Raw genomic sequence first — 15,454 nt, forward strand, 5'->3', positions numbered from 1 at the left:
TAAAGTTTCGTTGAATGTCGTTGACGAAAAAATCACTACAGAAGAAATAGTTTAGTTTCCAATGGATGTTTCAGATTCATTCGGAGATACTGTCTTACCAGAAAAGGGGATAAACTAGCATTCCTTACCGATAGTGAATATGGCCATAATGATTTTACGCAGCCACTGATCGGATATATCTATGAAGATGCTCCCCCGGAAGCATTTGCCGGGTTTGAAAAGGTCAGTTTGAGAAAGACCTACTATTCAGATGAATGGGGCACGTATATGTCGGCCTTTGCCCCGATTAAAAACTCAACCGGCCAGACGGTTGCCATCGTCGGGGTTGATATCTCAAAGGAAGTCATTGAGAACCGACTGAAGTCCGTTGTGAATACCGGGTATCTGATCCTTATTGCCACGACTATCATCTCACTTCTTCTGATTCTTCTCATCATCCAGGGAATCCGGATTATCAGTTTTTATCAGGAGAAACTGGAGAAGAGTGAGCATGATATTCAGATGGCTCTTGATATTGCTGAGGAAGGGATTTGGGAGTTTGATATCAGGAAAGATTCACTTCATATCGGCGGAGGATTCTGGAAGAATCTTGGACGGGACAACCGGGGATGGGATCATTCAATCTCCATAGATAAGGTATTCTCCTATATCCATCCTGATGACCTGGAGAAGTTCAAAGCCATGATTCAGGACCTGCGGGATGAGGCAGGCCCGGATCGAATCATGAGTCCGATACGGTTTAGGGCGAAAGACAGAACGTACCGATGGCTCAGGGTCACCGGGAAGGTGGTATCATGGGAAGATAATGCTCCCCTCAAGGCTATGGGAACGACCGTGGATATCACCGATATCAGGCAATACCAGGAAGATATTGAGAGAATGTATGAGAAACTTGTCATCTTCGATTCCATTACCAGGCATGATATTGCCAATAAAAATTCGATAATATCTCTTGCATCCGAAGAGCTGGCATTATCAGAACCGGGAAGTGATGAGCAGAAGAGATGGCTTTCTGAAATAATGAAGGCTAGTGAAGGGATTTCTGCACAGATACGATTTGCCAGTACCTACCAGAGCCTGGGGAGTGGAAAGCCACGGTGGAACGATATCGATGAGATAATTACATCACTCATGGAGGAGGAGCATCAACAGGTCATTTCGATAATCAATGAGTGTCAGGGTCTCTTTTTATATGCAGATCCGTTAATTAACCGGGCACTATATAATCTGTTTGAGAACGCTCTGCGTCATGCTGGTCCGGATATCACATATATCAGGTTCTGGTACCGGATAGAGGATGGAACCTGTATTCTGAGCATCGAAGATGACGGGAGAGGGATCCCGGATAGTCGGAAAGAGGAGATATTCACAAGAGGTGTCGGAGAGAATACGGGGCTTGGGTTATATCTGATTCGGGAGATACTCCGGATCACCGGACTTACGATACGGGAGACAGGTGTATTCGGGCAGGGTGCACGATTTGAGATAACCGCAAAGTCTGGGTTATACCGGGTGGAGCAGCACTCATAATCCAGTCTTCTCTTTCATTCTGAACTTCCCTCCCGGCACCGTTATCTCAAATCTCGCCCCTTTCCCTTCTTCTCCGCATTCACAGATAGAAAGACCGGTGATCGATAATATCTCACGGGAGAGGAAGAGGCCGATTCCGGTATGTTTGCCAAACCCGTGATCAAAAATATGTTCCTTATCAGCACCAGGTATGCCAATCCCGTCATCCTCACAGATGATGATACAATCTCCTTCCCGAATCTCTTCTGCAAACCGGATATATGAGATAGTCTTTCCATGACGGATTGCATTTTCAAGAAGGGTTGAGAATACTTTCCGAATGATAGGATCGGCATATATCTCAAGTGCGGGAGAGATCTGGGATTCGATGCTGACATCTACAGGAGAGATCTCTGACCTGGCAGAGCTGACAAGCGATGATACATTCACCCATCCGGATGAGACAATACCAAAATTCTCATACTCTCTTGTAAACCCGATAGTAACCTCCATCCGTTCTCCAGCATCCTTACACCGGGAAAGATAATATCGTGCCTTTTCTGGATCAGCTTCAGAGTTTGCAAGATCTAAAAACCCACTCACGGAACTGATCAGATTTAAAATATCATGCCTGGTTAGACTGGTCAGGAGCCGGATATATCGGCTTTATCTATGGGAAAGTGTATTCGTTTGTCAGTAATTGAACAGACTTCCATAGCACCTTCAGACCAGGTGCAGATTTAAATTACTAATCCTGCCAGCCAGCTTGATGAACTACTAACATTATTGTTCATATTTAGGAAGACAGGTGCAAATAAGTAAATATATCTCAATATCTCCCGATTCCCTCCCGCCAAATCTAACACTATTCCTGCGAATATCCCGTTGGTATTATACACCAGAGAAATACCCTGGGAGATACCTTCCTATATCTATGATGCCATCGGCAAGATGCCACAAGGACTTATTGCATATGCGACCTTCTGTCCCCTATATCCTCCTTGATAAGCAGAGAATTGCCGCTGACAAACAGGTTGAAGAGAGGAATCTTACTGTATCGCTCTTTAAACTTGAACCGTCATCCACAATCCCCATAGAATCCGGACTCATGGGAACGAATAGGATCGAATTCTGATACCACGAAGTACTCTTAGCAAAAAAGAAAAAAAGGTATATTGAATAGGGAAGCAGATTATTTTGCTTCGTATTTCTTGATGACCGCAGTCAGTCTTGCAATTATATCCTTATTGAGATCACGGACTTTTCTGGATGCAATCTCATGAATTTTCTTCTGTGAAAGGTCGGTCTCTTTTCCAAGCTGAGTCTGTGTGACCTTCTTTGCCTGGGTGAGTGCATTAATCCGGTCTGCAATCTCTTTTGGGATTTCAATAATGTCTTCGAGAGCAGATCTTGATCCTGCTTGTGATCCTGGCTTTTTCGCGGCTGCAGCCGGTGCCTTGGCAGGTTTCTTCGCCGGTGCAGAAGTCTTTCTGGCAGAAACAGCAGATACCGATTTTGATGACTTAACTGCAGACTTTACCGGTGTTTTTGCTTTTGATGCAACCGGTGCCGGTTTCTCTTCAGACGTCACCTGTTTTTTGATCTCTTTTACTTCAGCATCCAGGGACTGAATCATCTTTTCCATCTTCAGGATCTGTTTTGCCTGGAGATCAATAACCTTCTGAAGGTTAATTTCTGCTGCTGCCGATTTTGCAACCGGTGCCTTTGATGTGGTCTTGGAGCTGGCTGGTTTCTTGGAAGTTGTCTTTTTGGTAGCTGGTTTTATGACCATTATGATCCCCCCATGAGTCTAATGACGTATAATAGTGTAGTTTAAATTTTCTTAAACATTCCGGCCCCTGAATGCCGGATATCACCAATACATCAATAGTGACTTACCAGATTATAGAACCTCATATTTTATATTTTTTTAGTATCAGAATAGGAATTTTCCTTCAATTCTCAAAGTCAGGATGAACGAAAAGAGTCGGGGTAATTCACCACGAAATAATTAGTTTTGATCAAAGGTTCAAAATTTAAGGTATTATCAGATAATATTCATAATTACCCATTTTTCCCCCACAAAAATCCAAGAGAGAGAATAATGCGTGGTTTCACAGACCAATGGACATACCCGGATTTTGTACATTCCAATCTCCAGAAATTGTACAGAAATTAAGGGTTTGTCTGAATGAACACTGTTGAAAGGTTTTTTAGACAAGCCAAATTTTTATGTAGATATATGCCCATATGAGATATATGCCCCTGAGACGGAATAAATTCGCTTTCTCTTTCCTAATTTTGGCCCTCATGCTGATACTTGTACCTGCTTTTTGTGTGGCATCCACAGATCCCACGGTTATCATTACCGGATACAAAATATCACCAGATGTCATACTTCCTCATGATATTGGGACCATCGAGGTGACACTTGCAAATACGGCCATACAGGCATCAAAGACAGCAACCGAACAGGGCAGTCAGGGAGATATGGCTGCACAGTCAAAGACGGTCCCGGTCAATGCCTTCATCGAATCAGCAATACTCAAGACCACCGACTTTACCGTGTTATCCGGATGGTACCAGGACATCGGAGAGATTGGCCCAGGCCAGTCTACAACATTGACCTTCCTTGTTCAGGCTCCGGACCGTGAAGGACTCTACTTTCCTGAAGTCTGGATTCGGGTCAGGGGAGCAGAGAGCGTGAAATACCCGGTACCTGTCAATGTAAACACCAGGCATACCCTCATCAAACAGCCATCCATCCGTCTTTCACGGTCTGTTCCGGTGAACATCACTCCGGGGAGTGCCTTTGATATATCACTTGATCTGCAGAATGAGGGGCTTGCAACCGCCCATGATATCATCGTCGAGATTATCACACCAAATACCTCACTTTCGTCACAAAGTCCTGAACGGCAGTTTATCCGAGAGTTAAAATCCGGAGATCGTAAAACCGTGACACTCTCATTCCAGTCTGACAATGATATTCCTATAGGCATCAGGCAGATACCGGTGCGCATCTCCTACCTGAATGCAGACGGAACAAGACTTGTGCAGAATGAGCAGGTCGGCATTCTCATCCAGGGGACCGGAGAACTTGGGATTGCAAAACAGATCCTGGATCCTGAGCAGATCTTTGTCGGTGATATGTTCAGCCTGGTATGCAGAATTGAGAACACCGGAACAGATAAGGCAAAATCAGTAAGAGCAAGCCTTGATATTCCGTTTGATGGAACAAAAGAGGCATTTGTCGGAACCATCGGGCCTGATAATGATGCACCGGCGGTATTTACTTTGAAAGCAACACAGGCGGGAGACATTCCGTTTCACCTGACAATTACATACAAGGACGATTTCGGGATCCATGAAGAGGTAATACCGCTTCACGTCTTTGTGGGCGAAAGAAACGGGTCCGGCATGGTAATTATTCTGATTCTGGTCGTCCTGGCAGGTTTAGGATTCCTCTCCTGGAGACGGCAGCGTCAGCTTTGATCATGACCGGACATACCCTCTCCGTCGCCTTTTTCCTTGCGATCCGCTCAATCCAGCGGGGGAACCGGTTCACCTTTCTCCTCACCGTTGCGATCATGGGACTGGTTTTTGTAAACCTGGTGTTCCTCCCCTCTATCATATCAGGGGTTGTTGTCAACTTTAACAGCCAGTCAATCAACTACAATTACGGGAACCTGGTCATTGAGCCACGGGAGAACACGTTGTATATCACCGGTGTGGCTGAGGTCAAACAGAAGATTTCCCAGATATCAGATGTTACCGGAACATCACCCCGGTTTTCAGCAGGAGCGACGTACAATTATCATGGGACCCAGATCTCCGGACAGATAGTCGGGTTTAATCCCAGATATGAACAGGAAGTGACACTCCTGCATACGAGGCTGAAAGAGGGTGAATTCCTTGCAGAGGGAGATGGTGACAGTATCCTGCTTGGTGCTCAGCTTGCCGGCAATATAGATGAACGGAAAGATAAGACCGATTCACTCGGGGGAGTCACAGCCGGGGACTCCGTTCTCGTGACCTTTAATAACGGGGTGAAAAAAACCCTGAAAGTAAAGGGGATTTTAGATACCGGGTCATTCGGGGTTGACCGGAACGGATTTGTGACCTTAAAGGAGATAAACCAGGTATATGGCATATCTGATACGGCCACATCGATACTGGTAAAACTCAGTCAGAACGGGGAAGAAGAGCGGTGTAAAAAAGTCCTGATGGAGTATGGCATTGCTGAGAAGATACGGACATTCCAGGAGAAAGGACAGGGATTTGTGAATGATGCTATCCGGAGTTTTGAGATAATTAATGCCATCTCAACCATGGTCAGCCTGGTTATCGCAATCGTGGTCATCTTCATTGTCATATTCATTAATACCATCAATAAACGGCGCCAGATAGGGATTCTGAAAGCAATCGGGATTAACAAAAAGATCATCATCTACTCCTACATCATTCAGGTTCTGATCATTGCAACCTGCGGTATTCTGCTCGGTCTTGCACTCAGCTCAGGTCTTGTTGCCTACCTGACAATCAACCCGCTTGTATTTCCCGGAGGGGCGGTGTATCCGGTGGTGGAAGCAGGCCCGGTCATCCGAAGTGTCATCAGCCTGGCACTGGTGTCGCTGATATCCGGATTTATCCCGTCATGGAAGACCGCGAACGAACCCATTCTTGATGCCATCAGGGGGCAGTGATGATAGAAGTAACTGATGTCACCCGGATATATCAGATGGGGCTCGTGGAGGTAAGGGCTCTTCAGGGAGTGAATTGCAGAATAGAGAGCGGAGAGTTCGTCGGGATCATGGGGCCTTCCGGGAGTGGAAAATCAACTTTGCTTCATATCCTGGGTCTGCTTGATGAACCAACCACAGGCACGGTCACTATTGATGGAATACCGGTGGGAACGCTGAATGAAGAGGAGAAGAGTGATTTCCGGCTGAACCGGCTCGGATACGTATTTCAGGACTATGCCCTGGTCCCTGAACTGTCGGTGCAGGAGAATGTGGTTCTTCCTGCCATGGCCAGGGGGATTTCGCCAGATAAATACCTGAAAGACAGCGAGCAGATCTTACATGAAGTGGGCCTAGGTCACCGTATTCATCACCGGCAGTATGAACTCTCAGGCGGGGAGCAGCAACGGGTCGCCATCGCCCGGGCTCTTATCAACCGCCCCCGTATTCTCTTTGCTGATGAACCCTGTGCAAACCTTGACTCGAATACATCACGAACAATTCTCAATCTCTTTCGTGATCTGAATGAAAAATTCGGACAGACCATCATCATGGTCACCCATGAAGACTGGCATGAGGAGTACATGTGCCGGGTACTTTATATGAAGGATGGACGTATCGAGGATGAAAAGGCGTGTAAAATGAGAAGACGGGATGGTGAGTCGGATAGATGATCAGACGATCTCTGATTCAAAGTGAATAATATTACGGGACTTTGGATCAAATGTGATGCCAACCAGATATTTCCTCCGGGGATCGGCTCGATATTTCTGAACATACTCCCTGCTCTGGATCTGCCTAAGGGCTATAGTTTTTTCAGGAGGTACGTCAGACACTTTAAATTCAAAGATCCAGATGCCGGATCGTGTTTTTACTGTCAGATCAATTCGTCCTTTATTTGTCATATCTTCAGCAATTATCTCATACCCAAGACTTGCAAACCAGGAGTACAATACACTTGCATAAAAACTTTCAAATACGGATATCTGATTTTTCCGGTACCAGTCATAGGGAATCGAGGCGAAAAGTGACTCTATGAGAACTTTTACCTGATCAACTTGTCCCCCTTCAAGAATCTCATATAGTCGGACCCGGGATTCTGATACAGAATATCCAAGAAGAGCCTCAGAAAATAAGAGATTCAAGGAAGTTCTGACTTCAAGATTCGGGTACCCCAAAACACAGGTAAACCCTCTCACCGGATCCGAGGACCATGTTTTGATCGTCAGGTACCCTGCCTGAAAGAGGAGGGTTTCAAGCCTGATATGCTCAGGATCAAATGAACCAAGAAGATCATCTCCTGCAATCAGCCCCTCATATTCAGCAGGAAACCGGGGATGCAGAGACCATAGTTTTATGAGAAAAGAGGGAGTTCCAGTTTCAAACCAATAGGGTCTGAATACTTTTTTTGAAAAGAGAAGCAGGATATCAAACGGGTTATACACGTGTTCACCAGTCCACGAATACCCGTCATACCATTCACGAACCTGTTCTATTGAATATTTGGAAAGCCAGGAATGAAAGAGAGTGGAGATATCATCTTCAGTATACCCACAAATCCCGGAGTATGCACTATCAAGGGTGATATCATTCAGATTATTCAGGCCTGAGAAGATACCGGTCTTCACAAATTTGGAGACACCGGTGAGCATGACAAACTTGAGGTATGGATCGAGAGATTTTAATACCCCATAAAAATCTTTGAGTATATCCCGCATTCCGATTGCAGTCTGAACATCCTCGACAGTATCGAGAATTGGTTTGTCATATTCATCGATGAGGATGACAACCTTTTCTCCGGCTGATTCATATATTGACCTGACAATATGCGAGAAATTTCCAGACAATGACCCTTCAGAAGCTGAACAGTCCCATTTCCTTCCCCACTCATGAATGATCTCAAAAATCCCTGCTCTCAGTTCATCAGGAGTTCTGACGGGAAATGCAGACCAGTCTATTCGAAGGACAGGATATTTCCGGGTCCAGTCCCACTTTGAGTTCGGATCATCAAGGAACAACCCTTTGAAGAGTTCCCTCCGTCCGGAAAAGGCACAATCAAGGGTGTCAATGAAGAGACTTTTTCCAAACCGCCGTGGCCGGGATAAGAAATAATATGATCCATTCTCTACAAGGGAGGCGATGAAAGGGGTCTTATCCACATATACAAACCCTTCGGTCCTCATCTTCTCAAATGACTGGATACCGATGGGAAGTTTCTGACCCGGTGCAGATGAATTCACGAACTTATCTCCCGGTTATGTACACACCGATCACCGGCGAAGACAAGAACCCAGCGTTTCACCTTTTTCTGAGCTGCCCATTCTGGTGATAATCCATACCGTCTCATCTGCTCTATTCCATCTTCCAATGCCTTATGTATTGCCTCTGGTGAACTCTGACCTGATTTAATATATTTCAACTCAAAAAGAGCATAGTAATCCGGATGCCAGGGTTCCCGTGGCAGGAACGCAATATCGATATATCCACCAGCAACCTCATATTCGGATTTTACCAGGTACAGCGTACTCATATGGGCATAGGCGAATATGAGAATTTTCAGGTATTTTTCATCAAAGCCGATATAATCACGGTTTGAAAACGCATGAAGAACCTCTTCAACCAGGGAAATCAGTTTATCGCACTTCCCGGAGTAGGCAATCTGGTATATGGCATCTGCAATTACCCTGCTTTGGATGTCCAATCCAACTTCCCGTGAGATCATCTGTAACATGAAATCGTGATACAGACCGTGTATAACATAATTCGGAGTTCTTAATTTTACTCTTCCAGGGAGTGATTCCTGGATTGTCAATAGCCCGAGGTAAAAAAGAAGCGAGATGAAATCATCTTCAGAAAAAGAGATATCAAGAGTATAGGTCTCGGTAAGGTTCGCTGAAACAGAACCTTCAGTGGTTATCCGTGACAGAACCGAAAAATTCTGAACCGGAGTTTTAATCCGCATCAGTTTTTCAAACTTGCTATAGTCACTGATAATATTCGAATCAAGAAGTTTTTCCGGCGGTTTTTGCCGTTCAAGACAAAATGCGAGATAATAGAGGACCATATCACTATTGAACAGACGGGATGTACTATCTTCACTGAAACAGTACCCATCATAATACTCCCGGAGGGTCTCTTTCATCCCGGGAAATATGAGCTCTTCAGGAAGTGCCTCATGGATGAGCATATTAACTTCTGATTCAGTAAAGCCCATCATCTCATGGAGTCTCGGACTTCTGGTCAGGTCACGGGCAATATTAAATCCACTGGTAAGACTGTCAAGCGTAATCGGAGATACACCGGTTGCGAAAATCCTGCCAACTACTGTCTTCGTCGCCTCTTTTAATACCTCATACCATTTTCGGATAAATCCATTCCCACCCAGGCTCTGGTGAAAGAGGTGTATGTCAAATCCCAGGAGTTCCTGTGCGAAATGATCATACTCATCAATGATGACATAGATCTGTCCATCAATCCGGGTAGATACCAGAGAGAAAAATTCTGCCAACACGTCAGCAGGAGATGAATGGGTCTGAAGAGTTATGGGAATATCATATTTTGCAAGAAAGAGATTCAGATAGTTTTGGATTTTACGACTGAAACTCTCCACAAGTTCCTGTTCTGTGGTAGTTGATATACCGGAGAAATCAAAACTGAGTACGTAGTATGACCCTCGTTTCGGAGTCGGACTCTTCCAGATGTCGGTCCTGGGAAAGAACTCATCAAAGTTATCTTTTTGCAATCGATCATAGTAATTACTCAGAAGAGAGACAAAGAGGCTCTTTCCGAATCTTCGTGGCCGGAGAAAGAAGACAAACGGTTCAGGATTCTCCTCAAGAACGCGGATGAACCTTGTTTTATCGACGTACAGATATCCCTCTCTGGCGATGGTCTGGTAATTACTTATGCCATAGGGGATTCTCTTTCCGGCCATTCTATATCACTTTGGTTATCATGATATTTCTACTATCAGGACTCACGGGTAAATCAGCCGGCAACAAAGACCCGGTACACCTGATCATACACCAAAACTGCTGACCATGCCCCGGTCCTGACAATTCCCGTGCTGTTCCAGACATCATATACCGTTCTCCCGGTCCATGCATACCTGACAAGATCTTTTACATCGCGGAATGTTGGAAATTCTGTCAGCACATTATCAGGCGGAACTGAATTGAGTTCGTCATAATCAGAACACCAAAGGACATTCCCATCATTGTCCATGAGAACGGCAAATTCATCCGGGTTTAAACCCGCTCTTTTCGCTGCAACCTCCCCAAAATTCTCATCATTCAGATGAATCATGAGATGTAGAATCCCCTGACCTGTCCGGACAGGCCATACAACATCCCTTCCTGAAGATGTTATGTGACCGGTCCCAAAAGGAATCTCGTAGACTGATTGGTTGAAGATACCGGGTCTTTGCTGATCATAAGGGAAATCATAAAGAACGCGAGTTCCAATCAGGGACGTATACGACTCATCTGATATATGAGAAATAATTCCTTCAGGGGAAATCAGGGCTGCAAACACAATTGCAGGATTGTCAGATGTTATCGAGGACAAAAGAGGGGGAATGTCTTCACTACGGATACCGGGGTTCGCAAGCTGCAGCGATATGGTTGCCGCCTTCTCATCAATATCCATGAGAGAACCAAGAATGGCTTGCCGAAATGAGAGGCAGTGAGTTACATAATTTTCTGAATCAGACATATCAGCACCAGCTACCTGAACGATCAAAGCCGCCATGACAAAGAGGAGGAAAGGGTAGTTCATACTGGTTGTTTCAGCACCCGGGTAAAAATTGTTTCCTGTTCTGATACTCACCGGTATTTCTGCTGACTCTGATGCATCTTCTTCTTTACCTTCTCCCAGGTCGGAGTGATGAGAAAACTCTCATCCATGTCCCGGACCATCCGGGTAAACTTTTTTATAGGGACCGCAAATGTCATGGTATCCAGCGGGACGCATGGCCGGGCAGAAGGATCCATCATACCAACAACCGCTTTTGGATCGTGAGACCGTCCTTCATGCCAGGGATAATAAACAAGGGATGAACACCCCGCCCCCATCGGCATGATAACCCCGAACGGGTCGGCACGGTCATAATTTGCAAGGGTAAAGAGCCCGGACAAAGTCTCGCCTCTTGTAAAAAAGATGACCACATCAGGATTGTCCTCTTCATCAAGAAGGTCCCATCGTTTGAAGATCAGATATTTCCCGGTGGAGGGAATAATGTGGATATCTTCCTGCCATTCATCAACCAGTTCAGGGGTCTTTTTATACCGTTCACCCTCAAGCTTCCCCTCAATTCCATAGGAGAGAAAGTACCGGAAATCAGGAAACAACTCCGGCTCATACCCACAATACCGTTTCCCTCCTCTACAGGGGATCGAAGTGGAATCAAAGACAAGAGCAGATCCATTCCGGACTTTGGTCAGATCACAGACAAAACATCTCCATCCATCAGATGAACGTGCCATCGGTACATTCCGGTGATCAGAAGAGAGTTCAAAAGTTATCGGTAATGGCTCTAGAGGAAAATACTGGTCCCAACGGCGAAGAAAGTCCTGTTTCAGGGTAGTGTCCATATATCTCTCTTCTGCGCAGGACAATATACCAGTTTTGGAGGATGAACGGATCAGGGATGAGGGGTATTTTCTCAGATACTCCGGATTTTTTTCAGACACTCAACCTTTATCATATCCTGATAGAATTCATGTATAATGGATCAGTCACAAGAGCCTGAGGACTATTACCCGGATCGGGCATGCTCATTATTATCTGATCCGGCATTGTATATCAATCGTGAACTCTCCTGGATACGATTTAATGAGCATGTCCTGGAGGAGGCAAAGGATCCAACACATCCCCTTCTGGAACGGATAAAATTCCTGGCCATCTTCTCCAATAATCTTGATGAATTCTTCATGGTCAGGGTATCCGGACTGCATCATCAACTGGCAGAGGGAGTCCTAAAGCTCCCTCCCGATGGTCTGTCAACGATGGAGCAACTGGAGCGGATAAATAAGGACCTTGTTCCCCTCCTCAATGAGCAGTCACGGGTATGGTCTGAGGAGATAATCCCTGCACTACAGAAAGCGGGAATCATTATTCATACCAGATCAACTCTTGATGGAACAAAGCGTAAACTGCTTCGGAGATACTTTTTCCGCGAGATATTTCCGGTACTGACACCACTCGCCTTTGACAAATCGCATCCATTCCCGTTTATATCCAACCTTGCACTCAATCTTGCAGTTATCCTCAAACGTCCGGGAACACAGGAGGATTTATTTGCCAGGATAAAAATCCCGAATACCTTATTCCCCCGCCTGATTGAACTTGTGGCCAATCCAGACGGGAAAGATTTCTCCGGAAGACAGGAGTTTATATTCCTTGAAGATCTCATTGCAGATAACCTTGACCTCCTCTTTCCCGGGATGGAGATTGTGGCTGCATACCCGTTCAGGGTGACCCGTGATGCGGATATTGAGATTGAAGAGGATGAAGCGGATGATCTTTTAAGTGCAGTCGAACAGTCGATCAGCAAACGGTGGATCGGAACCCCGGTCAGGATAGAGATAGCGGAGGACATGATACCTGCTATCGTGGATATGATGGGGGCAAAACTTGCGAAATACCCGCATATGTTCTACCGGGTCAGGGGACCGGTTGGGCTTGCAGATCTCTTCTGCATGATGAACATAGACCGGCCTGATTTGAAGGATACCCCATATGCCCCGTCTGTGCCTGACCGTCTGGAGCGGGATCCTGATATCTTTCATGCCATAAAACAGCGGGATATCATTCTGTTTCATCCCTATGAGAGTTTTCAACCGGTTATTAAGTTTCTAGAGGCCGCAGCACATGACCCTGATGTTCTGGCTATTAAGATGACCCTGTACCGGACCGGGACGAACTCTCCAATCGTGCAGGCCCTGCTGGATGCCCGTGAACATGGAAAAGCAGTTTCTGTCCTGGTTGAACTGAAAGCACGATTTGATGAAGAGAATAATATCGGATGGGCACGGGCACTTGAACGGGCAGGTGCTCATGTGGTATTTGGGATCATGGGGCTCAAAGTCCATGCAAAACTCTGCCTCGTGGTCAGAAAAGAGAAGAGCGGGATTGTCAGGTATGTACACATGAGCTCAGGAAACTACAATGCCGTAACCGCCAAGATATACACTGATATCGGACTTTTCACCGCAAATGAAGAGATTGGATCAGATGTTTCCCACCTTTTTAATGTCCTGACCGGATATTCACAGTTTAGTGCGTACCATCACCTCCTCGTGGCTCCCGGAGGGATTAAAAAAAGGATAACCGGGCTTATTGAACAGGAGATTGAGCGGCAGAAGGAACATGGAGATGGCAGAATTATCTTTAAGTTAAACGCTCTTCAGGATGCAGGAATTATCCGCACACTCTACCGGGCATCACAGGAGGGAGTGAAGATTCATCTGCAGGTCAGAGGGATCTGTTGTCTGCGACCGGGGATTGAAGGAATATCCGACAATATTACCGTCACCACCATTGTAGGGAGATTTCTGGAGCATACACGGATCTACTACTTCCATAATGGCGGGGATCCCCTGGTCCTGATGGGAAGCTCAGATCTCATGCCACGGAACCTGAAACGGCGGATTGAAGTCCTCTACCCTGTCCTTGATCCGGGTATCAGGGATGAGATCATCAATACGATACTTCCGGTCCATCTGCATGATACCGTGAAGACACGGATTTTGCAGGCCGATGGATCCTATGTCAGGATCAGCAAAGGGAGCGGAGAGCGGATGCAGGCACAGGAGTGGCTGATAGAAAACCGGGGAGTCTGGAACAGAAATCTCGTGAAAGAAGCGGCCAGATAAATACATATGATAAAGAAGAGGGGAGAATGGGATTAGATAAGATTGAAAAAAGACTTCCTGAGGAGATTCTGGCATATATTGATGAAGAGGCGGTACGGTCTGGCATCACCCGCCAGGAGGCTGTTTCCAGGCTGATTCGTACCGTTACGGCCCAAAAAAACGATAATGAGACCGAACATCTGAAACAGGAAGTCAAATCTCTTTCAAAGATACTTGCAATGAAAGATGATGAGATTATCTACCTGAGATCTGAACTGACTGCGGTTCATAAAGGCCTTTCAAAAATGGCAGATTCACTTGCATCAGGAAATACCACCATTTCTGATATTGAGGGTCTCTTACATCCGATACAGGAGAAGGTTCATGAACTCTCCGGGAACTATGAGGCGTTAAAACAAGCATATGAATCTGCAAGACACGTATCATATCAACAGCACATTCCTCTCATTATCATCGGAATTCTTGCCGGGCTGCTTGTTCTGTACCTGATCATTGTGAAGATATAAGACATGAACTGATTAGTACCACAGATTTATCAGTATATACTGACAAGTGAAAAGTATAGACTGACATAGACTGTCAGAACCGGATATCACCGGAGTATACAGAGATCCACGTTGGATATTGAATCATATGATACCAAAAATTCTGCCTCATTCAAAAGGTTCACTACAAAGGAACCTCATGATTCTGTTTATCGGTATCATTTTCATCTCCCTGATCTCGGTCACCGGATATTATTATATTGAGACATCAAAGCAGATTGATGAACGATTCAGGCAGGACCTTAATCAGACAGAATTGGGATTGAAGAGTGCATCGGATCGAATAACCAAAGGGCAGATGCTCTGGGAGGCAACATATAAAAAGCCCCTGGTTACCGTCACAAACCTGGTTCTCGAAGAGTATGAGCGGTCAAACAGAACTCCTTTTGAGATGAATTTTGATGATATCATAACCCGCATCGATCCGGCATACCAGGACCGGATTGATATCATGCTGATCAATACCTCAGGGGTCGCAGAGTATTCTACCAATAAAAAAGAATTATACCTTGATTTCAGCAAATGGGGACCTTTTTATAAGACCATTACCGACATGCGGATGAATGATACGTTCCGGCTTGACCGGGCGGTCCGTGGGTTTGATTCAGATAATCCCTGGAGAATATTCGGATACCAGCCGACTTCTGACCACCAGTACCTGATCCAGACCACCTACAGGATTTATGATGATTATATGAGTTACGCGGTTAAGTTAACCGAAAGATCTTTATATATTTAAAGCTTACTATTTTTATTAGGTTGGTGACAGTAAGTGCAGCCCCAA

General features: G+C 45.4%; 14 protein-coding genes. 8 read left to right on the forward strand and 6 right to left on the reverse strand.

The annotated features are described in order from the left end of the window. Positions 1-267 precede the first annotated feature (267 nt). Positions 268-1,530, forward strand: coding sequence for a PAS domain-containing sensor histidine kinase (locus LDL35_RS08135; RefSeq protein WP_304021455.1), 1,263 nt, complete (start codon positions 268-270; stop codon positions 1,528-1,530). Here the strand turns inward: LDL35_RS08135 and LDL35_RS08140 are convergent. Then, a complete protein-coding gene (locus LDL35_RS08140; RefSeq protein WP_304021457.1) occupies positions 1,525-2,112 on the reverse strand; it encodes a HAMP domain-containing sensor histidine kinase in 588 nt (195 codons plus the stop codon). The genes LDL35_RS08135 and LDL35_RS08140 overlap by 6 nt on opposite strands. Positions 2,113-2,482: 370 nt before the next feature. On the opposite strand from LDL35_RS08140, the gene LDL35_RS08145 reads away from it, so the two are divergent. Continuing rightward, entirely contained in the window at positions 2,483-2,644 is a 162-nt protein-coding gene (locus tag LDL35_RS08145) for a hypothetical protein (RefSeq protein WP_304021460.1), read from the forward strand. Between the two features lie 57 nt (positions 2,645-2,701). Here the strand turns inward: LDL35_RS08145 and LDL35_RS08150 are convergent, their stop codons facing one another. Next, positions 2,702-3,301, reverse strand: coding sequence for a hypothetical protein (locus LDL35_RS08150; RefSeq protein WP_304021468.1), 600 nt, complete (start codon positions 3,299-3,301; stop codon positions 2,702-2,704). A gap of 545 nt (positions 3,302-3,846) precedes the next feature. On the opposite strand from LDL35_RS08150, the gene LDL35_RS08155 reads away from it, so the two are divergent. The 3 genes from LDL35_RS08155 to LDL35_RS08165 are packed head-to-tail and all read left to right on the forward strand — an operon-like array spanning position 3,847 to position 6,925. Next, the gene (locus tag LDL35_RS08155) at positions 3,847-5,004 is read left to right on the forward strand and encodes an S-layer protein (RefSeq protein WP_304021470.1); all 1,158 of its coding nucleotides are present in this window, start codon (positions 3,847-3,849) and stop codon (positions 5,002-5,004) included. Positions 5,005-5,006: 2 nt separating this feature from the next. Beyond that, complete coding sequence (locus LDL35_RS08160; protein WP_304021472.1) at positions 5,007-6,215, forward strand: ABC transporter permease; 1,209 nt, start codon at positions 5,007-5,009, stop codon at positions 6,213-6,215. Then, complete coding sequence (locus LDL35_RS08165; RefSeq protein WP_304021475.1) at positions 6,215-6,925, forward strand: ABC transporter ATP-binding protein; 711 nt, start codon at positions 6,215-6,217, stop codon at positions 6,923-6,925. The genes LDL35_RS08160 and LDL35_RS08165 overlap by 1 nt, the downstream gene beginning before the upstream one ends. Here LDL35_RS08165 and LDL35_RS08170 read toward each other — a convergent pair whose 3' ends face one another. From LDL35_RS08170 to LDL35_RS08185, 4 genes are read right to left on the reverse strand one after another with little or no spacing between them, the layout of a single operon-like run. Beyond that, on the reverse strand, positions 6,926-8,491 hold the full coding sequence (locus LDL35_RS08170; RefSeq protein WP_304021478.1) for an ATP-binding protein: 1,566 nt from the start codon (positions 8,489-8,491) through the stop codon (positions 6,926-6,928). It abuts the gene before it with no gap. Beyond that, positions 8,488-10,185: an ATP-binding protein gene (locus LDL35_RS08175; protein ID WP_304021480.1), complete on the reverse strand. Its 1,698-nt coding sequence runs from the start codon at positions 10,183-10,185 to the stop codon at positions 8,488-8,490. The genes LDL35_RS08170 and LDL35_RS08175 overlap by 4 nt, the downstream gene beginning before the upstream one ends. 53 nt (positions 10,186-10,238) lie before the next feature. Next, entirely contained in the window at positions 10,239-11,078 is an 840-nt protein-coding gene (locus tag LDL35_RS08180; RefSeq protein WP_304021482.1) for a hypothetical protein, read from the reverse strand. After that, the gene (locus LDL35_RS08185; protein WP_304021484.1) at positions 11,075-11,842 is read right to left on the reverse strand and encodes a DUF169 domain-containing protein; all 768 of its coding nucleotides are present in this window, start codon (positions 11,840-11,842) and stop codon (positions 11,075-11,077) included. The genes LDL35_RS08180 and LDL35_RS08185 overlap by 4 nt, the downstream gene beginning before the upstream one ends. A 135-nt stretch (positions 11,843-11,977) precedes the next feature. Between LDL35_RS08185 and ppk1 the strand changes: the two genes are divergently transcribed. From ppk1 to LDL35_RS08200, 3 genes are all read left to right on the forward strand, one after another. Next, entirely contained in the window at positions 11,978-14,125 is a 2,148-nt protein-coding gene (gene ppk1 / locus LDL35_RS08190) for a polyphosphate kinase 1 (RefSeq protein ID WP_304021486.1), read from the forward strand. Positions 14,126-14,151: 26 nt separating this feature from the next. Continuing rightward, positions 14,152-14,631, forward strand: a complete 480-nt coding sequence (locus tag LDL35_RS08195; RefSeq protein WP_304021488.1) for a hypothetical protein — start codon at positions 14,152-14,154, stop codon at positions 14,629-14,631. Positions 14,632-14,809: 178 nt separating this feature from the next. Further along, the gene (locus LDL35_RS08200) at positions 14,810-15,409 is read left to right on the forward strand and encodes a hypothetical protein (RefSeq protein WP_304021491.1); all 600 of its coding nucleotides are present in this window, start codon (positions 14,810-14,812) and stop codon (positions 15,407-15,409) included. Positions 15,410-15,454: the final 45 nt, after the last annotated feature.

The sequence above is a fragment of the Methanospirillum hungatei genome, from assembly GCF_020216685.1.
Classification (GTDB): domain Archaea; phylum Halobacteriota; class Methanomicrobia; order Methanomicrobiales; family Methanospirillaceae; genus Methanospirillum; species Methanospirillum hungatei_B.

Excerpts from the sequence above, each read along its gene's own strand:
- LDL35_RS08135 (WP_304021455.1), top strand. The coding sequence starts at position 268 with ATGTCGGCCTTTGCCCCGATTAAAAACTCAACCGGCCAGACGGTTGCC.
- LDL35_RS08145 (WP_304021460.1), top strand. The coding sequence starts at position 2,483 with ATGCGACCTTCTGTCCCCTATATCCTCCTTGATAAGCAGAGAATTGCC.
- LDL35_RS08150 (WP_304021468.1), bottom strand. The coding sequence starts at position 3,301 with ATGGTCATAAAACCAGCTACCAAAAAGACAACTTCCAAGAAACCAGCC.
- LDL35_RS08160 (WP_304021472.1), top strand. The coding sequence starts at position 5,007 with ATGACCGGACATACCCTCTCCGTCGCCTTTTTCCTTGCGATCCGCTCA.
- LDL35_RS08165 (WP_304021475.1), top strand. The coding sequence starts at position 6,215 with ATGATAGAAGTAACTGATGTCACCCGGATATATCAGATGGGGCTCGTG.
- LDL35_RS08175 (WP_304021480.1), bottom strand. The coding sequence starts at position 10,185 with ATGGCCGGAAAGAGAATCCCCTATGGCATAAGTAATTACCAGACCATC.
- LDL35_RS08185 (WP_304021484.1), bottom strand. The coding sequence starts at position 11,842 with ATGGACACTACCCTGAAACAGGACTTTCTTCGCCGTTGGGACCAGTAT.
- ppk1 (WP_304021486.1), top strand. The coding sequence starts at position 11,978 with ATGGATCAGTCACAAGAGCCTGAGGACTATTACCCGGATCGGGCATGC.
- LDL35_RS08195 (WP_304021488.1), top strand. The coding sequence starts at position 14,152 with ATGGGATTAGATAAGATTGAAAAAAGACTTCCTGAGGAGATTCTGGCA.
- LDL35_RS08200 (WP_304021491.1), top strand. The coding sequence starts at position 14,810 with ATGATTCTGTTTATCGGTATCATTTTCATCTCCCTGATCTCGGTCACC.